This window comes from Rhodococcus sp. JCM 9793 (assembly GCF_055380405.1).
In genome coordinates this window covers 3,865,576-3,886,295 of record NZ_AP043721.1, presented here as the reverse complement: position 1 = coordinate 3,886,295, position 20,720 = coordinate 3,865,576, and the positions used below count along the sequence as shown (strand labels likewise).

General features: G+C 66.5%; 15 protein-coding genes. 11 read left to right on the top strand and 4 right to left on the bottom strand.

The genetic code is table 11. From position 1 onward, the window contains the following. Positions 1-122: 122 nt before the first annotated feature. Positions 123-2,918 carry an aconitate hydratase AcnA gene (gene acnA, locus ACZ46K_RS20045; RefSeq protein ID WP_464744380.1) on the top strand — a complete coding sequence of 932 codons (2,796 nt, stop codon included), beginning with the start codon at positions 123-125 and terminating at the stop codon, positions 2,916-2,918. 107 nt (positions 2,919-3,025) lie between these two features. Here acnA and ACZ46K_RS20040 read toward each other — a convergent pair whose 3' ends face one another. Further along, positions 3,026-4,735 carry an alpha/beta hydrolase gene (locus tag ACZ46K_RS20040; RefSeq protein ID WP_464744378.1) on the bottom strand — a complete coding sequence of 570 codons (1,710 nt, stop codon included), beginning with the start codon at positions 4,733-4,735 and terminating at the stop codon, positions 3,026-3,028. Positions 4,736-4,776: 41 nt separating this feature from the next. On the opposite strand from ACZ46K_RS20040, the gene ACZ46K_RS20035 reads away from it, so the two are divergent. Beyond that, positions 4,777-5,649: a TIGR03620 family F420-dependent LLM class oxidoreductase gene (locus ACZ46K_RS20035; protein WP_054806440.1), complete on the top strand. Its 873-nt coding sequence runs from the start codon at positions 4,777-4,779 to the stop codon at positions 5,647-5,649. A gap of 277 nt (positions 5,650-5,926) precedes the next feature. Further along, the gene (locus ACZ46K_RS20030) at positions 5,927-6,466 is read left to right on the top strand and encodes a hypothetical protein (RefSeq protein WP_464744376.1); all 540 of its coding nucleotides are present in this window, start codon (positions 5,927-5,929) and stop codon (positions 6,464-6,466) included. Positions 6,467-6,473: 7 nt separating this feature from the next. Here the strand turns inward: ACZ46K_RS20030 and ACZ46K_RS20025 are convergent, their stop codons facing one another. After that, positions 6,474-6,749 carry a hypothetical protein gene (locus ACZ46K_RS20025; RefSeq protein WP_464744374.1) on the bottom strand — a complete coding sequence of 92 codons (276 nt, stop codon included), beginning with the start codon at positions 6,747-6,749 and terminating at the stop codon, positions 6,474-6,476. A gap of 60 nt (positions 6,750-6,809) precedes the next feature. On the opposite strand from ACZ46K_RS20025, the gene ACZ46K_RS20020 reads away from it, so the two are divergent. From ACZ46K_RS20020 to ACZ46K_RS20000, 5 genes are all read left to right on the top strand, one after another. Continuing rightward, positions 6,810-6,941 (top strand): hypothetical protein, encoded by a 132-nt coding sequence (locus ACZ46K_RS20020; protein WP_330131523.1) that lies wholly within the window; start codon positions 6,810-6,812, stop codon positions 6,939-6,941. Positions 6,942-7,047: 106 nt separating this feature from the next. Further along, positions 7,048-11,388 carry a cation-translocating P-type ATPase gene (locus ACZ46K_RS20015; RefSeq protein WP_464744372.1) on the top strand — a complete coding sequence of 1,447 codons (4,341 nt, stop codon included), beginning with the start codon at positions 7,048-7,050 and terminating at the stop codon, positions 11,386-11,388. Between the two features lie 38 nt (positions 11,389-11,426). After that, positions 11,427-11,726, top strand: a complete 300-nt coding sequence (locus tag ACZ46K_RS20010; protein WP_054807559.1) for a protease inhibitor I42 family protein — start codon at positions 11,427-11,429, stop codon at positions 11,724-11,726. 11 nt (positions 11,727-11,737) lie between these two features. After that, entirely contained in the window at positions 11,738-12,208 is a 471-nt protein-coding gene (locus ACZ46K_RS20005; protein ID WP_054807556.1) for a nucleoside deaminase, read from the top strand. A gap of 114 nt (positions 12,209-12,322) precedes the next feature. Continuing rightward, positions 12,323-13,012: a hypothetical protein gene (locus ACZ46K_RS20000; protein WP_054807555.1), complete on the top strand. Its 690-nt coding sequence runs from the start codon at positions 12,323-12,325 to the stop codon at positions 13,010-13,012. Positions 13,013-13,038: 26 nt separating this feature from the next. On the opposite strand, the gene ypfJ is transcribed toward ACZ46K_RS20000, so the two are convergent. After that, on the bottom strand, positions 13,039-13,950 hold the full coding sequence (gene ypfJ / locus ACZ46K_RS19995) for a KPN_02809 family neutral zinc metallopeptidase (protein WP_054810732.1): 912 nt from the start codon (positions 13,948-13,950) through the stop codon (positions 13,039-13,041). A 138-nt stretch (positions 13,951-14,088) separates the two neighbouring features. Between ypfJ and aspS the strand changes: the two genes are divergently transcribed. Further along, positions 14,089-15,885, top strand: coding sequence for an aspartate--tRNA ligase (gene aspS, locus ACZ46K_RS19990; protein ID WP_464744369.1), 1,797 nt, complete (start codon positions 14,089-14,091; stop codon positions 15,883-15,885). Between the two features lie 406 nt (positions 15,886-16,291). After that, positions 16,292-17,458 carry a kinase gene (locus ACZ46K_RS19985; protein ID WP_464744367.1) on the top strand — a complete coding sequence of 389 codons (1,167 nt, stop codon included), beginning with the start codon at positions 16,292-16,294 and terminating at the stop codon, positions 17,456-17,458. 27 nt (positions 17,459-17,485) lie between these two features. Here the strand turns inward: ACZ46K_RS19985 and ACZ46K_RS19980 are convergent, their stop codons facing one another. Continuing rightward, positions 17,486-19,096, bottom strand: a complete 1,611-nt coding sequence (locus ACZ46K_RS19980) for an alkaline phosphatase D family protein (protein WP_464749415.1) — start codon at positions 19,094-19,096, stop codon at positions 17,486-17,488. A 193-nt stretch (positions 19,097-19,289) separates the two neighbouring features. On the opposite strand from ACZ46K_RS19980, the gene ACZ46K_RS19975 reads away from it, so the two are divergent. Continuing rightward, positions 19,290-20,696, top strand: coding sequence for a replication-associated recombination protein A (locus ACZ46K_RS19975; RefSeq protein WP_464744365.1), 1,407 nt, complete (start codon positions 19,290-19,292; stop codon positions 20,694-20,696). Positions 20,697-20,720 lie beyond the last annotated feature (24 nt).

Sequence of the window (20,720 nt, the reverse complement as noted above, 5' to 3'; positions counted from 1 at the left end):
GTCAGATCCTCTGACGGACTGCGACAGGTGTCGTAGCGTCGAGGTGACACCGTTTCGGCACGGTGATCGAGGTGCAGCGGTGTCGGACACGCACTCGAGCTGTGCAGCCCAGGAGGCACGATATGAGTCACGACAGTTTCAGCACACGAGACACACTCACCGTCGGGGACACCGACTACCGCATCTATCGCATCGACAGGGTGCCGGGCTCGGACCGACTGCCGTACAGCCTCAAAGTCCTGCTCGAAAATCTGTTGCGCACCGAGGACGGCAGGCTGGTCACCCGCGAGCAGATCGAAGCGGTCGCGGGATGGGATCCGGGGTCTACGCACAACCCCGAAATCCAGTTCTCGCCTGCCCGCGTTCTCATGCAGGATTTCACCGGAGTGCCGTGCGTGGTGGACCTCGTCGCGATGCGCGATGCCATGACAACCCGCGGCGGCGACGCCACCCGGATCAATCCGTTGATTCCCACCGAACTCGTCATCGACCACTCGGTGATCGCCGACGTGTTCGGCACCGAGGATGCATTCCGCATCAATACCGATCTCGAATTCTCACGCAATCGCGAACGCTACGAATTGTTGCGATGGGCGCAGGGCGCATTCGACGACTTCAAGGTCGTCCCTCCCGGTACCGGCATCTGCCACCAGGTCAACCTCGAGTATCTCGGTCGCGTCGTCTTCACCCGCGAGACCGAGGACGGAGAGATGCTGGCCTACCCGGATTCGCTGGTCGGGACCGATTCCCACACCCCGATGATCAACGGCATCGGTGTCGTCGGGTGGGGCGTCGGCGGAATCGAAGCCGAGGCCGCGATGCTCGGCCAGCCCGCCTCGATGCTGATCCCGCAGGTCGTGGGATTCAAGCTCAACGGACAGCTGGGGGAGGGCACCACCGCCACCGACCTGGTTCTCACCGTCGCCGAAATGCTGCGCAAGACCGGCGTGGTGGGAAAATTCGTCGAGTTCTTCGGACCCGGTGTAGCGAATGTGCCGCTTGCCAATCGCGCCACGATCGGCAACATGAGTCCCGAATACGGCTCGACCATCTCGATCTTCCCGATCGACGACATCACCCTCGACTACATGCGTCTCACCGGCCGCTCCGACGATCAGGTTCGTCTGGTCGAGGCGTATGCCAAGGAACAAGGGTTGTGGCACGACCCCGCCCGCGAACCCGCGTACAGCCAGGTCGTCGAACTCGACCTGTCGACGGTACGCCCGTCGATCGCCGGCCCCAAACGGCCACAGGACCGCATCCCGGTGGCTCTCGCGCCCCAGGCGGTCGGGGCGCTGCTCGCAGGCGCTGATGTGCCGGGCGTCGTCGCACAAGTGCAGGAGGTGGGCCTCGACGAAGGCTCGATCGAGTCGTTTCCTGCGAGCGATCCCGTCGCGATCTTCGGTAAGGACACCAGCGCACCACCGCGTAACCCCCTGCCCGACGACCTCATCGCAGCCGATCCGCCGTCGAACAAGATTCCCGTGCACATCGGCGACGGACCCGACTTCGAACTCGACCACGGTCACGTCGTGATCGCTGCGATCACGTCCTGTACCAATACGTCGAACCCCTCGGTCATGATCGGTGCCGGTCTGCTCGCCAAGAAGGCAGTGGAGAAGGGCCTGCGCAGCAAACCGTGGGTCAAGACCACCCTCGCGCCCGGATCGAGGATCGTCACCGACTACTACGAACGCGCAGGACTCACGCCATATCTCGAGAAGCTCGGGTTCAATCTCGTGGGATACGGATGCACCACATGCATCGGCAACTCCGGCCCCCTGCCCGACGAAATCGCCTCCGCGGTCGACGAACACGACCTCAACGTGTCGGCCGTGCTGTCGGGCAACCGCAATTTCGAAGGCAGGATCCATCCGCAGACGAAGATGAACTTCCTCGCCTCGCCGCCACTGGTGATCACCTATGCACTCGCGGGGTCGATGCTCGTCGACATCTTCGAGGACGAACTCGGCACCGACACCGACGGAAACCCCGTGTTCCTGCGCGACATCTGGCCGTCCACCGAGGAGATCCAGGCCGTCATCGACGAGTGCGTGCGCTCGGAGATGTTCGAATCCGGCTACGCCGACGTGTATCGCGGCGACGACACATGGCGGAACCTCGATGTCCCCACCGGTGAGGTGTTCGAGTGGAAGGACGACTCGACATATGTGCGGCGCCCGCCGTACTTCGACGGGATGCCGGCCGAACCCGAGCCGCTGCGCGACATCGCGGGCGCGCGGGTGCTGGCACTCCTCGGCGACTCTGTCACCACCGACCACATCTCCCCGGCAGGCGCGATCCGTCGTGACAGTCCAGCCGGACGTTATCTTCAGGAGCACGGCGTCGACCCGGCAGACTTCAATTCATACGGGTCGCGGCGCGGCAATCACGAGGTGATGATCCGCGGCACCTTCGCCAACATTCGGCTGCGGAACCAACTCGTCCCCGACGTCGAAGGGGGAGTCACCCGGTACCTTCCCACCGGCGAACAGATGGACATCTACGACGCCGCACAGAAATACGCGGACGACGGCACACCGTTGGTCGTACTGGCCGGGGCGGAGTACGGATCGGGCTCGTCGCGTGACTGGGCGGCGAAGGGCACGCTGCTGCTGGGAGTGCGCGCGGTGATCGCTCAGTCGTACGAACGCATCCACCGGTCCAACCTCATCGGGATGGGGGTGCTGCCATTGCAATTCTCCGATGGAGCCTCGGCGGAGAGCCTCGGCCTGACCGGGGAGGAAGAATTCGAGATCACCGGACTTGCCGACGCCGAAGCGATACCCGAGACCGCGCATGTGCGGGCGGGGGACATCGAATTCGATGCGAAGGTACGCATCGACACCCCCGCAGAGGCGGAGTACTTCCGGCACGGCGGAATCCTGCAGTACGTACTCCGTCAGCTCGCCACATAGCCGTGTGCGCCTCGGCCAGGTGCCGTTCATCCGGAATGGGACGGGCGAGGGCCGACTCGTGATCGACCGTGCGTTGCAACGAGACCGGGTCGCAGTATCCGGGCAGGTCAATCCTCGCGCTGCATATCGGTGATCGCTGCGGCCACCCGCTGGGTGTCGGCGTCCGTCCATCCGTCCGGTGCCGTGACGGACGCCCACCCGTACGGGATGAGATCCTCGTAGTTGTGCCCGTGCCCGACCGGAGGCGAATTGCCGACCATGATGTCGGCCGCGACCTGCCAGAACGTGACGATCGGATACCAGCGCATCGACGGCACCCGATCTGCACCCGGTGGCTCGGCGAGCCAATCGGGTCGCTCGAACAGCAGCCCGGGACCCCACCACACCACCGGGTCCGATGCGTGCTGCAGATACAGCACACGCGGATCGTGCCACGGTGCGTCGGAGGATTCCAGGTCCGGGAGGTTCGAGGCGAACCGCACCTCGAGACCGTCGTGGTGGACGGGCAGGACCTCCGGCGATCCCGGATCGCGCTCGGCGATGAGGCTCCGCCACAGCGAGTTCGAATTGGGCGGACCCACGAACAGTGCACCGTCGACGTCACCGCGCAGATCGACGAGGTCGTCGAACGCTGCCTCGGCAGACTGCGACCCGAGACTCTCGCCGTACACCACCAGTTTCGGACGTCGATCCTCCGGGAGCTGCGCCCATCGCTCGTGCACGCCGTTGATGAGCGCATCACCCGCCGCTTTCGCGGCCGAACCGTCGACCAGGAACGAAATCCAGCTCGGCAGGAACGAATACTGGATCGCGGCGATCGCCGAATCACCGTTGTAGATCATCTCGATCGAATCCGCCGCAACCGGGTTCACCCACCCGGTGCCGGTCGTTCCTGACACGACCAGGATCTCCCGGTCCCAGGCCTTGGTCCGGTCCAGTTCGTCGAGGATCGACTGCACCTGCGATTCGGTGGAGGTGTCGGCCTGCAGGCCCGCGTACACGCGGATCGGTTCACGGGCGGGCGCGCCGTTGAGCTCGGTCAACTCGTCGGCCCGGAGGCCACCGTCGGCGAACGTGCGTCCTTGCCTGCCGAGACTGTCCCACGACGATGCCGACGCAGAACTGCCCGAGCGTTCCGGTTCGTGCGGTGGTGCGACGCCCGGGTCGGTGCTGTTGTTGTCGGACGCGAACACGAATCGTGCGGCGGTCGATGTGCTTGCGAGGATCACCTGGTCGACGAATACCACCGCCGCGACCGCGAGCACCGCCGGTGCGATCACGTGAGCGGCCGGAACCGGGATACGCAGCCGTGCGCTGAGGAACCGTGCGAACCCGTGGGCCACGCGGCGCAGGCCGCGCCCGATCAGCAGGAGAACAGCGAAGACCGCGACACTGACCAGCCCGGTACGCAGATACGCGAACGAGGTGGTGTCGTCGATGCCCATGAGCGCGCGGATATCGTTCTGCCAATTGGCGGCGACCAACAGAGATCCGGTCACCGTGATGAGAGCAAGAACAGCGACGACGATCTGCGCAATGATGCGGGCGGTGCGTCGCCTGCGCCACCACATCAGGCGCGGTCCGATCCAGCGGCGCGCCGGATAGGCGAGCAGAACTCCGATTCCGTATCCCGTGACGCTTGTGATTCCGCTGACGAGGCCTTGATACAGCCATTCCCGAGGTATCAGCGACGGGCTCAGACTCCATGCGAAGAACAACACCGCGACCACGAGCCCGACGAAGTCCAGCCCGAATACCGAGAAGTACGGCCGCTGCTCGACGGTCGGGGTGCCGTCGAGGGCCGATGCGGTCGTCATCCGCCGACGGTATCCCGATGCGGGCAGATAGGCTCGGCATCATGACACGACGGGTGAGTGTATGGGGCGGCGGATTCTGGCTGAGCCGGAAAACCTCGGAGGCCGCAATCGATGCGGCGCGGGAACTCGACGCGCTGGGCTACTCGAGGTTGTGGACATCGGGCGGGTTCGGCGACGGGTTGCCCTCCATCTACGGCGAAGTGCTCGCGGCGACGCCGAAGCTCGGTGTCGCGAGTGGAATCATCAGCATCTGGCACGCGGATCCGGCGGATCTCGCGAAGGCGGTCGACCGATTCGAGCGGGAGTATCCCGGCCGTTTCCTGCTGGGCCTGGGCGCGAGCCACGGCCCGGTCGTGGAGGCGACCGACGCGGGCCGGTACACCAAGCCCTACAGCCGCATGGTCGAGTACCTCGACGCGCTGGATGCGACGAGCACCCCGGTGCCAGCGGAGCGTCTGGCGCTTGCGGCGCTCGGTCCCCGCATGTTGACGCTGTCCGCCGAACGTACTGCGGGCGCACATCCGTATTTCGTACCCGCCGAACACACTGCCCAGGCCCGGGCAATCCTCGGCGACGGCCCGCTTCTGGCACCCGAAGTCGCCGTGGTGCTCGACGAGAACGAAGACACTGCCCGCGGAATCGCTCAGGAGTACATGCGGGGCTACCTGTCGCTTCCGAACTACTCCAACAACCTCCTGCGTCTCGGTTACACCGAGGATGATGTGGCGGGAGCGGGCAGCGACCGGTTGCGTGAGGCGCTCATTCCGTCGGGCAGCATCGAACGCGTCGTCGCCGGGATCGAACGGCACTACGCGGCCGGCGCCGACGAGGTGCCCATCCAGGTATTGACAGCAGACCCGACATCGTTCCCCACACAGGCATACCGAGACCTCGCCGCCGCACTCATCGGCTGAGGGGAGGTACCAAGTCCGGCCGTCCGGCAGACTCGGTACCCACTCGAGGAACGGAACGACAAGGTCGATGGCAGGGGGAGGCACGAAAGTAGCGGAGTACGTCGCAACGCTTCTCGTGCAGGCGCGCGATGCAGGTGATCTTGCCGAGGGTGTCGACCCATCGGTGATCGTCGGTGGGCCGACCGCGACCCGAGAATCTTCCTGCTGCAGGCCGAACCACCTCCTGACCTGGACATCGGTCGTACGATGGAATGACCTATCGAGCGGGAGGCATGGAATGCAGATCCTCGACACGGCCGCGCGAGTGGTCACCGAAACCTCGTATGCGACCACGAGAGTGGCAGGCGCGACCGGTGGAGCTCTGGTGGGTGCCGTCGTGGGGAGCATGAAAGGTGCAGTCCGCGGTGCTCGTTCGGGAATCAGCAGCGGCGCCGATTCGACGCCGGCGGCGGCCCTGACCATCGGCGCACTCGGGGCGACCGGTCTCGCCACCGGGATCGTCGCGGGCCCGGTATTGGCCGCACTCGGTGCCTCCGCGCTGACCGTTCGGCTGCTCGCACCACGTCAAGGTGATCAGTATTCCGAAGGCCGGTCGTCGCGTGCCGAGTCGTCGACGCGCTCCGGTGCGAAGAAGGAATCTTCGAAGACCACGCCCGCCAAGCGCGCGCCCGCCAAGCGCGCGCCCGCCAAGCGCGCGCCCGCCAAGCGCGCGCCCGCCAAGCGCGCGCCCGCCAAACGCGCTGCCACCAAACGTGCACCGACAAAGCAGGCACAGCGTGCTCCGGCTGCGCACAAAGGTAGAGCCAAGACCACCTAGCCGCCGGTCACGCCGGCTGCTCTCCGGCTGCCGGCGGACGTGCCCTGGACATCTGCTCACTGATCAGTACCTGCCCGGCGCCGAGCGCGAGCGCAACCGGCCACTCGATCAGCTCGAGTGCCACGAGCGCACCCAAACCGGCGAAGTAGGCCATCTGTTCAGGTCGGGGAACGCCGATCCGGCCCACCAGCGGAAGGTTCAGCGCAAAGCGCTCGGATTCACGGACCACCCGCGCCAACGTGCGATGGGAGTCCCAGAACGATTGCTGTTCGTCCGTCATCATTCTCTCCTTCGTCAACTCCGGTTCACCTGATGCGTATTCGCGGCGAATAGGGTCGGGCCCATGTCGACTCCACCGATCGTTGCCGGGCCGGATGCGGTAGTCGGAGCCGTGGTCCGGGTTCTCACACCCCCACTCTGTGAACTCTACGCACTGCTGATGCGTACCGGTGTGCTCATCGTCGACGATGACTGACCGGCCTCCTGTATCTGTGTTGTGATTCGGGGGTTCGTGGAGTGCATTCTGTGGAACTCTGGACCGATGCAGGTGTCCAAGGCCCCGAACCACACAGGGTGACCACATGCTCGGTGTGAAAAGGCTGATCAATGGGATCGTGTCGGTCGCCGGATCCGGCATTGCGCTCGTCGGCGCGCCGTCGATCGACGTACGAGGAGTTCCGGCACCGGCGCCCCTGGCGCGCTCGATGCTGGAATTGGCTCGCGAGGCAGTGGGTGGGGGACGCAGCCGTCGCTGTGGCTCGGGATCAGGCCGCACCTGGATAGAAGTCCACGGTCTCCGATCCGAGGCCGGCCAGGACATCGGTGAGCGGGTACAGAAAGTCCTGCGCGACATACCCGGCGTGCAACGGGTGGAACTACATCGCCCCTGGGTTCGGCTGGTGGTCACGACGGAGCCCGACGGGCCTACACCCGAGGCCATGACCCGCATCGTCGAGGGCGTCGAGCGGCAGTTCGGCATCACCGGCCCGGATACCTTTCCGGTCGACCTTCCCGGCGACGACGGACTCCTTGCGCGCCGGGTGGTCTCGGTCGCGGCTGCCGCGACGGGGCTGGGCGTCAGCCTCGTCGGTAGCGCCGTTCGGATGCCTCGGATCACGGGGCCGATATCGGCCCCTGTGGTCGCGATGGACTACCAGCCGAAGCTGCGCCGGATTGTCGAGTCCGCGGTCGGAACGGACGGAGCCGAGGTGTTGTTCTCCGTTCTCACGGCGGCCGCTTACACTGCGGCACAGTCCCCTTCGTCGCTTGCGGTCGAGACTACGATGCGCATCGCAGTGATGGCCGAGACGCTGGCCGCCCGCCATACCTGGCAGGAGAGGGAACCGGTCTACGCAGAGGAAGCCGTCGACGCGGACGGTCCGCCCGGACCGTACAGACCTTCGGTCCGGTCGACCGGCCCGATCGAACGGCATGCGGAGCGCTCCGGCATTGTGGGCGCAGTCGCCGTAGGTGTGCTCGGCGCGTTGTACCGAAATCCGTTCAGTGCGGCCAACGCGGCCATCGTGGCTGCCCCCAAAGCGACCCGCACGACGCGAGAGTTGTTCGCTGCGACCTTGGGTCGACGCCTGCCCGCACACGGCGTCCTGCCCGTTGCAGCTACTGCGTTACGTCACCTCGATCGTGTGGATGCGATCGTGATCGACCCCCGGGTCCTGTACACGGCGAAACTGGATGTCACCCGCGTGTTCGGTGTGGACGACCGTGATCGCACCCGCCTGTGGGAACATACGCGACGCGCCGTCGAGAATGGTGATCTCGAGCCGGGATGGCATCCGGTGCAGTCGATTCCGGGTGTGAAGGGATTTGAGGGCGGGCGCGTGTTGGTCGGCCCTGTCCACGACGGGTACGCGTCGGAGCTCCTTGCCGAAGCGCGGCGGGCCCGAGTCGAGGTGATCTCGGCGGACGATGAGTCGCTGCGCTCTCTGCGCAACGGCTTCGACAGGCTGCAACCATTCTCCGAATCGATGGATCGCACACTGCGAGACGCGGTCGAAGATCTTCGGGAAGACGGACGGACGGTCGCGGTGATTGCCGCGGATGCACCGCACGCGCTGGCTGCGGCCGATGTGGGCATCGGGGTGGCGACAGCGCCCGGCGCGCGTCCCTGGGGTGCACACCTGATCTGTGACGACCTGACCGGGGCATGGCGGGTCCTGCACGCTCTTCCTGCGGCGCGATCGGCGAGTCGGCGCGGGGTGCAGCTTTCATTCGACGCGACCGGGCTCGGGGCACTGTTGATGTTGCCCGGAGTTGCAGGACAGGGGCCGGAGTCGGTGACCGCGTCCGCCGCTGTCGGTCTGTGGATGGGATATTCGGCGGCCCGCACCGTTTTTGCCGAGAGGATGCCCGATCCTCGGCCGGAGCACGAGTGGCACGCGATGCCGGTCGACGAGGTGATTCGCTCGCTTCCCCGTTCCGATTCCCACGAAGGACGGCCGCACGACACGAGCGCACCCGTCCCGGCATTGCTGCGTCGGGTGCCTGCTCGCGCGATCGTTCCCCTTGTTGCCGTCTACGACTTCGCGCACGCATTGCGCGGCGAGTTGGCGGATCCGTTGACTCCGGTGCTCGCCACCTGCGCGGCGGCGAGTGCGGTCCTGGGGTCGCCGGTGGACGCAGTGCTCGTCGGTTCGGTCCTTGCGCTCAACGCGGTCATCTCGGCGTCGCAGCGCCTCCGATCCGAGAGGGCCTTGAAATCACTACTGGTGCAGCAGGATCCGATCGCGCGCCTCCTTCAGGGTGAACAGACCCAAGTCCGGTACATCGAGACGACATCGGCACAGGTCCGTCCCGGTGATGTCATCGAGGTCCGACCAGGCGAGGTGGTGCCCGCGGACGGACGGATCGCCGTGGCCGCCGGCGTCGAGGTCGACGAGTCGTCTCTCACCGGCGAATCGCTACCCGTCACCAAGGACCCCGCCGCCACTCCAGGGGCACCTCTCGCCGAGCGGACCTGCATGATCTATGCGGGCACAACGGTGCTCACGGGGACTGCGGTAGCACATGTGACGGCCATAGGGAGCGCCACCGAGACCCGGCGTGCAACCGCGATGGCGCCGACCGAGATACGCGACGTGGGACTGCAATCCCAATTGAGTGCCTTGACCCGCAAGGCCCTACCGGTCAGTTTCGGAGGTGGCGTCCTGGTCGGGATCATGGGGCTTCTGCGAGGAACCGGGCTTCGGACGGCGGTGGTCAGCGGTGTCTCAGTGGTGGTGGCTGCTGTTCCGGAGGGATTACCGCTGGTCGCAACCCTGGCGCAGACAGCATCGGCTCGTAGGCTCGCGACGTTGTCTGCCCTTGTCCGCACTCCTCGCGCGATCGAGGCGCTCGGCCGTGTCGATGTCGTCTGTTTCGACAAGACCGGCACGCTGAGCGAGAACCGGTTGCGGGTCCGGACGGCCCGGCCGGCTACCGGATGCACACGCGCCCAGTTGCTGAGCTTCGCCGCCCGGACCGGTGTGTCGGACAACGGTGGACCACCCGACCATGCCACCGACGCGGCGATAGTCAGTGCCGCTCTGGCCGATTCGCTCGACGATGGCGGGTCGACGCGCACCGCGCATCTGCCGTTCCGTTCCGGCCGGGCCTATGCTGCCGCATTGGCCGGAAATCATCTCGCGGTGAAGGGCGCGCCGGAAGTGCTGTCGGCCGCGTACACGGACGACCATCAATGGCTCCCCGACCAGGTCGCGAGGATGGCGGAGGATGGACTTCGGGTCATTGCCGTCGGCGATCGTGTCCTCACGGACGAGGATGCCGTCGCGGCCGCCGATAGCCCTGATGTGCTGCAAGCATTGTGCGAGAGCGGGATACGACCGGTCGGGCTGATCGGACTGTCCGACACCCCGCGTCCTGAAGCGCTGGGTCTTCTCCCCGCGCTGAGGGAGCAAGGTATCGGCGTGCGGTTGATCACGGGGGACCATCCGGTCACTGCCGTCGCGATCGCGACGGAATTGGGGTTGGAGGTGACGGCGGATCAGGTGATCAACGGAACGGAGTGGGATTCGCTGTCCCTCGAGGAACAGGAACACGCGGTGCGGAATCGACTCGTGTTCGCGCGGATGACACCCGAGCACAAGGTGCAGGTCGTGCAGACGATCGAGCGCTCCGGTCTGGTGTGTGCCATGGTCGGCGACGGCGCCAACGATGCGGCGGCAATCCGCGCGGCCAGCGTCGGTGTGGGGGTTGCGTCCCACGGCAGCGACCCCGCGCGCGGTGCGGCGGATGTCGTGCTGCTCGACGGGAAGGTCGGAGCGCTGCTCGACGCGCTCGACGAGGGGCGTCAGTTGTGGCAGCGGGTCACCTCGGCGGTGGCCGTGCTACTCGGTGGCAATGCCGGTGAGGTGATGTTCGCGATCATCGGCAGCGCCGTCACCGGGCAGTCGCCGCTCAACGCCCGCCAGTTGCTGCTCGTGAACATGCTCACCGACGCGCTGCCCGCCGCGGCGCTCGCCGTCGGATCGGCGAACGGACGAGCTCCCGGTGCTGACACGACGCGCGGACTCGACCAGGCAGCCTTGCTGAAGGTCGTGGCTGTCCGCGGTGTCACCACCGCGGCGGGCGCCACACTTGCCTGGGCAGTGGCGAGCATGACGGGTACCAGGAAGCGCGCTTCCACTGTTGCTCTGATCGCGCTGGTCTGCAGCCAGCTCGGCCAGACTCTTCTCGATTCGCACAGTCCACTCGTCGTGGCGACAGCGCTCGGATCCCTCGTCGTGCTGGCGCTGATCATCAGTATCCCTGTGGTGAGTGTCGCACTCGGATGTGTGCCCGTGGGTCCTGTCGGCTGGGCGGTGGGTCTCGGATCGGCCGCAGCGGCAACAGCAGCGGCTGCCGTGGCCCCCGCAGTGCTACGACACATGCCCGCGCTCGAGAAGGTGATGGCCACGGCCCCATAGTGGTGGTCTGCATCACATTCTCGCCGTACCCTGGATCCATGAAGCACATCACCACTGGTCCACGCGATTTGACGGTCGATGTGGGGGACATCATCGAACTGCACCTGCCGGAGAACACCTCCCGCGACTACTGCTGGTCGACGACACGGATCGGGAAGGGACTCAACCTGCGCGACATCAGGTTCGTCCCCTCGAACAATCCGTTGCCCGGCGCCACGAGCGAACGAGTGTTCTACCTTCGCGCGAAGCGGTCGGGGACATGGCCGCTGTCGCTGCGGATGCGCCGGCACATGGACCTGTCTGCGGCGCTCGCCGACATGACCGTCACGGTGACCTGAGGCTTCCAACGATGGGGATCGACGCATACGCCCTCATCGATGTCGCACTCGCCGAGGCCGAAGTGGGGCTGTCCGAAGGTGGTATACCGATCGGAGCCGCACTGTTCGACGCCGACGGCACACTGCTCGGGCGGGGACACAACAGACGAGTTCAGGACGACGATCCGACGATCCACGCCGAGACTGCGGCGTTCCGCGAGGCCGGTCGCCGTCGCGATTACAGATCGACGATCATGGTGACGACGCTGTCACCGTGCTGGTACTGCAGCGGCTTGGTGCGCCAGTTCGGCATCGGGTCGGTCATCGTCGGGGAAGCGGTCACGTTCTATGGCGGCCACGACTGGCTCGCCGACCACGGAGTGTCGGTGACCGTGCTCGACGACCCGCGGTGTGTGGCGCTGATGACCCGGTTCATCGACGATTCACCCGAACTGTGGGATGAAGATATCGGCGTCGCACCGTCGTCCGATCACCTACCGTGAACGGGAGGCAACGGGGCTGGGGGAATTGTGTCGTCGGCGAATCGGATTCGTGGATCTGTCTGGATCGGTGTTGCGGGATTCGTTTCGGTCTCCTGTGGCGTATCGAGTGAGCATGTGGGTCTCCTACCCGCCGATCGACTGGTGTTCAGCGTCGGCACCAGCGGCCACGGATGGACGCCTGCCGTGGTCCAGTCGATTCACTCGCCGGTGATCGCGGTCTACGGGGACGGCCGAGTGGTCTACACCGAGAGAACCGAACCCGACACGATGGCGCCGCCGGAATATCTGGTCGTCCAGGCGGATCCGGATGATGTCGCTCGTTTCGCCGACGAACTCGAGGCCCGGCACCTCATCGATCTGGGTACCGATGTCGGAAGTCCTGGCGTGACCGATCAGGCAACGACCACCGTCACCTTGCACGGACGTGGCGACCCCTCGGAATTACGTGTCTACGCGTTCGGTACTCGGTTCGAGCAGGATCTACCGTCGACCGCGCTCGAGAATCGTGATGAACTGCGCGACGCGATCTCGGGCGCCTGGGGATTGGCCGACGGCGAATCCGAGCCCTTCGTACCCGATACCGTGCACATCCATGTTCCGACGGCGGGGACCGCGCCGGACGGTGATGTTCCGTTGTGGCCCGGTCCCGATCCCGCAACGTTCACGATGGGCGACCCTCGAGCGCCCGGGGCGATCACCGGGGACGCCGCAGCCCTCGTCTACGCCGCAGCCCGGGAGAATCCGGACGCGTGGTGGCGCGTCGACGGCGACGTGATGCGGCTGGTTGTCGACCCTGTCCCGTGACAACCACCCGTCGGCAGACCCTGTTGTCAGCGCAGTGCGGCGGGAGCGTCCAGATCGGACGCTGCATAGGTGTCGCACGCGGCGATCTGTCCGGTGTTGTATCCCGCGATGAACCACTTCTGTCGCTGCTCGGACGAGCCATGGGTCCACGCTTCCGGGTTGACGCGGCCGGTCGCGGCGGACTGGATCCGGTCGTCGCCGACCGCAGAGGCGGCCGACAGCGCGTCGCGGATGTCGGTCTCGCTGAGCGTCGTCAGGAACGGCACACCGGTGTCCGGGTCGGGGAGAGTATCCGCGTAGTGCGCCCACACACCGGCGTAGCAATCGGCCTGGAGTTCGGTGCGCACCGCTCCCGACTCGGGGCCGCGGGGATCGGACTGCGCCCGGCCGAGGTCTCCCAGCTGATTCTGCAGGTGATGACCCACCTCGTGCGCGACCACGTACTCCTGGGCCAGCGGTCCTCCGCTCGAACCGAACTGCGTCACGAGTTGCTGGAAGAAGCTGGTGTCGAAATACGCGGTCCGATCCGCAGGGCAGTAGAACGGGCCGATGTCGCTGGTGGCGTTACCGCACCCCGTGGACGTCGACGAGACAAAGACGTCGACGCCGGGCTGCACGTACGCCACGCCGGTCTGCGCAGCGAGCTGCTGCTCCCACACCGTGTCGAGCGAACCGACCGTGTAGAGCACACGGCAGTCGACATCGGCGTTGGCTTCCGCGCCGGTCGCGCACTGCTCGAGCCCTCCGGTGCCTGCCTGCTCGGAGGCATCGGGCACTCCCGACCCGAGCAGTGACGACGGATCCCCGCCGAACAGAAGGACGAGGATCAGCACGACGATGCCACCGGCGCCGCCTCCCAGCGCGATCTTGCCGCCTCGGCCACCCCCTCCGGTGCGGACCCGATTCGGGTCCATCCGCGCGCCCTCGTTGAACGTCATCGCATCCGCCTTGTCCTCGAGCCACTGAGCCGCACAAGTCTGGCACGGCCGATTCGGCACGTGTGTGCTCGGCCGGTTCGTGTCTTTCGTAGGATTGCAGCGACGACCCCCGTCGATGATCGTTTCGAAAGGAATTCCGTGCTGCGCACCCATCTCGCCGGCTCGTTGCGAGCCGAGCACGCCGAGCAGACCGTCACCCTCACCGGTTGGGTTGCCCGGCGCCGCGACCACGGCGGGGTCATCTTCATCGACCTGCGCGATGCCTCCGGCGTGTCCCAGGTGGTGTTCCGTGACGCAGAGGTGCTCGAGCAGGCGCACAAGCTGCGCGCCGAATACTGCGTGAAGGTGACCGGAGTCGTCGAGATCCGGCCTGAAGGCAACCAGAACTTCGAGATCCCGACGGGTGCGGTGGAGGTCAACGCCACCGAGCTCGAGGTGCTGGGAGAGGCGGCGCCACTGCCGTTCCAGCTCGACGACCAGGCCGGCGAAGAGGCCCGCCTCAAGTACCGATACCTGGACCTGCGCAGGGAAGGGCCGGGCAAGGCCATCCGCCTGCGCAGCAAGGTCAACGCTGCTGCCCGCTCGGTGCTCGCACATCACGAGTTCGTCGAAGTCGAAACCCCGACACTGACCCGCTCGACCCCCGAGGGTGCCCGCGACTTCCTGGTGCCGGCGCGTCTGCAGCCCGGCAACTTCTACGCTCTGCCGCAGTCACCTCAGCTGTTCAAGCAGCTGCTCATGGTCGGCGGCATCGAGCGGTACTACCAGATCGCGCGCTGCTACCGCGACGAGGACTTCCGTGCCGACCGGCAGCCGGAATTCACCCAGCTCGACATCGAGATGGCGTTCGTGAACCAGGACGACGTGATCCTGCTCGCGGAAGAGGTGCTGCACGCGCTGTGGCGTCTCGTCGGATACGAGCTCGACACCCCGATCCCGCGCATGACCTATGCCGATGCCATGCGGCGTTTCGGTAGCGACAAGCCCGACCTGCGCTTCGGCATCGAGCTCGTCGAATGCAAGGAGTTCTTCAAGGACACCACCTTCCGGGTCTTCCAGTCCGAGTACGTCGGCGCCGTTGTCATGCCGGGTGGCGCCTCGCAGCCGCGTCGTCAGCTGGACGCGTGGCAGGAATGGGCCAAGCAGCGCGGCGCCAAGGGCCTCGCGTACGTCCTGGTGGGCGAGGACGGCGAGTTGGCGGGGCCGGTCGCGAAGAACCTCACCGACACCGAGCGGGCCGGACTGGCCGCGCATGTGGGTGCCGCGCCCGGCGACTGCATCTTCTTCGCCGCCGGCGCTACGAAGCCGATGCGTGCCCTGCTGGGCGCAGCGCGCGGCGAGATTGCCCGGAAGCTCGACCTCATCGACCCGAACGCGTGGGCGTTCGTGTGGGTCGTCGACGCCCCGCTGTTCGAGCCGGCGTCCGATGCGACCGCGTCCGGTGATGTCGCTCTCGGTTCGTCCGCGTGGACGGCGGTGCACCACGCGTTCACCTCACCCAAGCCGGAGTTCCTCGACACGTTCGATACAGATCCGGGCTCGGCCCTGGCCTACGCGTACGACATCGTCTGCAACGGCAACGAGATCGGCGGCGGCTCGATCCGTATCCATCGGCCCGACATCCAGGAACGCGTGTTCAAGGTGATGGGAATCTCCGAGGATGAAGCGAACGAGAAGTTCGGGTTCCTGCTCGACGCATTCAAGTACGGTGCGCCGCCGCACGGCGGCATTGCCTTCGGCTGGGACCGGATCACCGCACTGCTCGCCGGTGTGGACTCGATCCGCGAGGTCATCGCGTTCCCCAAGTCAGGTGGGGGAGTCGACCCGCTCACCGATGCGCCCGGCCCGATCAGTGAGGCGCAGCGTAAGGAGTCCGGTATGGACTTCGAGCCCGAGGCCGAGGACGTGAAGGACGCGGCGCCCGCCGCACAGTAGGTTCGCCGACTGCCTGCGGTGAGGTTCACCGCCTGACAGCGGACAGCCGCGGAAGTCTTGCCCACACCGACGGGGCGCGTTCATCTCTGTGAGCGCGCCCCGCTCGTCGTCCTGAGGCGCGGATTTCGGGTGTAACGGAACAGGTTGATATACCGAATCGGTGGCTAGGCGGTTTTCGCCTATGACAAGGCCTCCTCGGTTCACCCTTCCGAGAAGAACTTTCGAGGAGGCTGCGACACTCGGGTGCGGATTGTCCGTTTCGGTGAAATGCGTCGGTGATCAGGCGCGACCCGGTCCGCCGGGGCGATTCGCAGTCGCTGATTCGGTTGAAATGGACCTTCGTCCCGAGTCCGTGGGGAATTCCGCACGCCCTGTCGGTGACCGCAACGATGTAGATTGTTCGGTGATGACCGCAACATTGGCAGACCCCGTTTCGGAGGTAGTGCAGGCAGCGGAGACGCTGCTCACTCGTCGCACCGGCGCCCCGGTTACGCTCGCGGATCCTGTGGACCTCGGCGGCAGCGGCCGCTCGGTGGTTCTTCGCGTACGAGTTGCTGCGAACCCCTTCTCGCTGCCGCGCACCCTCGTCCTGAAGCAGGTGCCGCCCGCCCGTGGCGCCGGTCAAGTCGACCTCCGTGGCGCCGCAGCCGACGAAGAGGTTGCCTTCCTCCGTGAAGCCGTGTCGTACCAGTTCGCGACTGCGCTCGCCAAGGACCATCGGCCCGGGGCGGAGCTGCTCGCCTATGACTTCGAGACCCGACTGCTGGTGCTCAGCGACCTCGGTGACGCCACCCCGTTGGCGACATTGCTGCGCAGCGGCGACACCGACACCGTCGGAAACACGCTCATGGCGCTCGCGCAGGCTCTCGGTCGTATGCATGCCGCGACCGTCGGCCGGGAAGAAGACTTCTCGGCGTTACTCCGGCGGGCCGGTGTCGTGTCCGTCAGTGATGCCGTGGCCGAACAGGCCGTCGACGCGGTCCAGGGTGTGCCCGAACTGCTGGCAACCGACTTCGGGCTCACCGTTCCCCCGTCGGTACTCGACCGTGCGGAACGGGCCGCGAAATTGTTCACCGGTGGGCGCTTCCGTGCATTCAGCCCTTCGGATCTGTGCCCCGACAACATCGTCGTCGGCGACGACGGGGTGCAGTTCCTCGATTACGAATGGGGTGGATTCCGCGACGCGACGCTCGACATCGCGTACGCGCTGACCTCGTTCCCGCTGTGTCTGTGTGCAGCACCGCTGACCTCCGAGCGGGTGCAGGCCATGGCCGATGCCTGGCGCGCCGAAGTGGTGGGCATGTGGCCCCAACTCGCCTACGACGAAGTGCTCGCCGAGCGTCTCCTCGATGCCCAGCTCGCCTGTGTCTGGTTGAGTACCCACCTGTTCCTGCCCGAGGATCATGCCCGCATCGCATCTGTGCGCGCCCACGAACTGTCTGTGGCGCGACTCCCGGCATTGAGCTCGCGGTGGTCGCTGCTGGCGGATTTCGCGACCGACACCGGGCACGACGATGTGGCAGGACATGCGCGCGCCGTCCTCGAACGCCTGGACCAGCGCGTCGCGGACTGAGGGCCCCGGTCCTGCTTCGCCCCGGTGCTAGATCGGCGGAGCGGGATCGACCCGCGCGCTGTCTGCCGCGACCCGTAGACCGGCGGCTCGTGTCACCCCGGTGCGCGGGTCGGTGCGGTCATGCAGATGGAACCAGTCCATCTGGACCGCTTCGGGTGCGACATCGAGAACGCCGTAGCCGTGTGAGTCGAGTTCGACGTACTTGATGTGGTGATTGGTGGCCCGAATCGTAGATTCGAGGGCAGGGCTGACCGTTCGTGGAGGGACTCCGAGCAGTTCGTCGATGTTCGACGAGGTCACGGAGGGCACCACGAACTCGGTCGCGACCGTGCCTGCCGCCGGGTATGCGGCAGCATCCGCAGGGACGTCCGCAGCCCACGACGTGTGGATGTCGCCGGTGAGAAACACGACATTGCGGCGACCCGCCGAGGAGATCGAGTCGAGCAGTCGTCGACGGTCGGTGGGGTAGCCGTCCCACTGGTCGGTGTTGTAGGGCACACCGCCCGACGGCACACCGAGAAGCTCGGTCAGTGCGCCTGTCGTGTGCGGGTCCAGGGGCGGGAGCAGCACCGGTGCGATCATCACCGAGTTGCCCACCAGCTGCCACTGTGTCTGCGAGCTCGCCAGCCCCGCGGTCAACCATGCCATCTGTTCCGGCCCGGTGATCGTGCGAGCGTCGTCGTCGACGGTGCGCCACCCCGCTCCGGCGCCGACCTGCCGGCTCCGGTAGCTGCGCAGATCGAGCATGGACAGTTCGGCGAGGTCCCCGAACTGGAGTCGCCGGTAGAGGCGGGTGCCGTCCATACGGACCGGCATCCACTCCGAGTAGGCCCGGACCGAGGCGGCCTTGCGCGCGACCCAGTCACCCTCGGTCGCCGGGTCGTGATTTTCCGCACCGCCGGCGTACGCGTCGTTGGCCGATTCGTGGTCGTCCCACACCACGATCCACGGCGCCGTCGCGTGGAGGGCCTGCAGGTCGGTGTCGGTCTTGTACTGCCCGTGCCGGATCCGGTAGTCGGACAGGGTTACGATCTCGTGTGCCGGCGCATGGGTCCGGGTGCCGGTTCCGGAGACAGGAAACGTGCCCGCCGCGTATTCGTACAGGTAATCGCCGAGATGCAGAATCCCGACGAGGTCGTCGCGGGCCGCGAGATGCCGATAGGCACCGAAGTAGCCGCCCTCCCAGTTCGAGCACGACACCACGCCGAAGCGTAGGTGATCCGTCGGTGCGCCCGGGGCAGGCGCGGTGCGGGTACGCCCCGTCGGTGACACGACATCTCCGACGACGAAGCGATAGTGATACTCGGTCGCGGGTGTGAGTCCGGTCGCGTCGAATTTGACGGTGTGATCCGATGCGGCGGAGGCGGTGACCTCCCCGGACGCGAAGATCGTCCCGAATGATGCGTCGTGGGCGAGTTCCCAGCGCACCCTCGTGTCGGAACCGAGTCCCGAACCAGGTGCCGCCTCGGGGGACGGGGACACCCGCGTCCACAGGATGACCGCGTCCGGAAGCGGATCTCCGGAAGCGACGCCGTGGCGGAACATCGCCGATGACGCCGATGCCGTACTCCTTGTAGTGATGAGTGCGGCGGCGCCGGCGACACCGACGCCGGAGCGCAGCAATGTGCGGCGGGACATCTGTGTCGAGATCACGCACCGATCCGAACACAATTCTGGACGGGTGTTCGACGAACGAGCAGGATACCCACCGAGATTTCACCGAGCGTTCGCCTTCCCGGTCCCGTTTTCGAGCGAACGGCACTCGTATTCGATCCGACAAGATCGACGGCATATTCGCCGGAAAGGTAGGGGCGCTTGTAGCGTCGACGGGGTGAGTGATCTTTTCGGTGCGAACGACCCGTCGGCCGAACCGGACGCCCTGTTCGAAGCGTCGCCCGAACCCGACCCGGAACCGGCGATCCGTCGTGCCCCGACCGGGTCGCCCGGGCCGAACGCACCGCTTGCGGCCCGGATGCGCCCGGCGTACCTCGACGAGGTCCTCGGTCAGCAGCACTTGCTCGAACCGGGCGCGCCCCTGCGGCGACTCGTCGAAGGCTCCGGTGCAGCCTCCGTCGTCCTGTACGGACCTCCGGGCACCGGCAAGACAACCCTCGCGTCGCTCATCTCTGGTGCCACCGGCCGACGCTTCGAAGCGTTGTCCGCGTTGTCCGCAGGCGTGAAGGACGTGCGTGCCGTCATCGACCTCGCGCGTCGTCGGCTCACCCAGGGCGAGCAGACCGTGTTGTTCATCGACGAGGTCCACCGCTTCTCCAAGACCCAGCAGGACGCGCTGCTCGCGGCGGTCGAGAACCGGATCGTGCTGTTGGTCGCGGCGACGACCGAGAATCCGTCGTTCTCCGTCGTCGCACCGCTGCTGTCGAGGTCGCTGGTGCTGCAACTACAGCCCCTCGGCCCGGACGACATACGTGTATTGCTCGATCGAGCTCGCACGGATCCGCGCGGGCTCGGCGGGACGGTCGCGATCACCGAGGAGGCGCTCGATCACCTCGTGAGACTCGCCGGCGGCGATGCCCGCCGCGCACTGACCGCACTGGAGGCCTCGTCGGAAACCGCTCTGGATCGCGCCGGCGACACCGAGGCTGTCATCGATCTGCGGACCGTCGAGTCCAGCATCGACAAGGCCGCGGTCCGGTACGACCGCGACGGTGACCAGCACTACGACGTCGCCAGTGCCTTCATCAAGTCGTTGCGAGGCTCCGACGTCGATGCTGCATTGCACTACCTCGCACGGATGATCGTGGCAGGGGAGGACCCGAGGTTCATCGCCCGGCGCCTGATGATCCAGGCCAGCGAGGAAGTCGGCATGGCAGATCCCACCGCGCTCCAGACCGCGGTCGCCGCGGCGCAAGTGGTGCAACAGGTCGGCATGCCCGAAGCGCAGCTCGCCCTCGCGCAGGCCACCATCCACATCGCGACCGCGCCGAAATCCGGGTCGGTGACCGCCGCGCTCTTCGCCGCGATCGGGGATGTGAAGGCCGGTAGAGCGGGGCCGGTCCCGAGTCACTTGCGCGACGGCCATTACCAGGGTGCGCAGAAACTGGGCAATGCCATCGGCTACCGATACCCGCACGACCACCCGGACGGTGTGCTTGCGCAGCAGTACCCGCCGGACGAACTGGCGGGTGTCGATTACTACGAGCCGACAGGTCGCGGCGTCGAGCGTGAGTTGTCGTCGCGGGTGCCGAAGCTGCGCCGCATCGTGCGGGGGGCGAGGTAGCTGCCGTGGTCGTGATAATCCACT

What these genes read in the sequence shown, in the direction of transcription:
- acnA (WP_464744380.1), top strand. Translation starts at nt 123, where the DNA reads ATGAGTCACGACAGTTTCAGCACACGAGACACACTCACCGTCGGGGAC.
- ACZ46K_RS20040 (WP_464744378.1), bottom strand. Translation starts at nt 4,735, where the DNA reads ATGACGACCGCATCGGCCCTCGACGGCACCCCGACCGTCGAGCAGCGG.
- ACZ46K_RS20035 (WP_054806440.1), top strand. Translation starts at nt 4,777, where the DNA reads ATGACACGACGGGTGAGTGTATGGGGCGGCGGATTCTGGCTGAGCCGG.
- ACZ46K_RS20030 (WP_464744376.1), top strand. Translation starts at nt 5,927, where the DNA reads ATGCAGATCCTCGACACGGCCGCGCGAGTGGTCACCGAAACCTCGTAT.
- ACZ46K_RS20025 (WP_464744374.1), bottom strand. Translation starts at nt 6,749, where the DNA reads ATGATGACGGACGAACAGCAATCGTTCTGGGACTCCCATCGCACGTTG.
- ACZ46K_RS20020 (WP_330131523.1), top strand. Translation starts at nt 6,810, where the DNA reads ATGTCGACTCCACCGATCGTTGCCGGGCCGGATGCGGTAGTCGGAGCC.
- ACZ46K_RS20015 (WP_464744372.1), top strand. Translation starts at nt 7,048, where the DNA reads ATGCTCGGTGTGAAAAGGCTGATCAATGGGATCGTGTCGGTCGCCGGA.
- ACZ46K_RS20010 (WP_054807559.1), top strand. Translation starts at nt 11,427, where the DNA reads ATGAAGCACATCACCACTGGTCCACGCGATTTGACGGTCGATGTGGGG.
- ACZ46K_RS20005 (WP_054807556.1), top strand. Translation starts at nt 11,738, where the DNA reads ATGGGGATCGACGCATACGCCCTCATCGATGTCGCACTCGCCGAGGCC.
- ypfJ (WP_054810732.1), bottom strand. Translation starts at nt 13,950, where the DNA reads ATGACGTTCAACGAGGGCGCGCGGATGGACCCGAATCGGGTCCGCACC.
- ACZ46K_RS19985 (WP_464744367.1), top strand. Translation starts at nt 16,292, where the DNA reads ATGACCGCAACATTGGCAGACCCCGTTTCGGAGGTAGTGCAGGCAGCG.
- ACZ46K_RS19980 (WP_464749415.1), bottom strand. Translation starts at nt 19,096, where the DNA reads ATGTCCCGCCGCACATTGCTGCGCTCCGGCGTCGGTGTCGCCGGCGCC.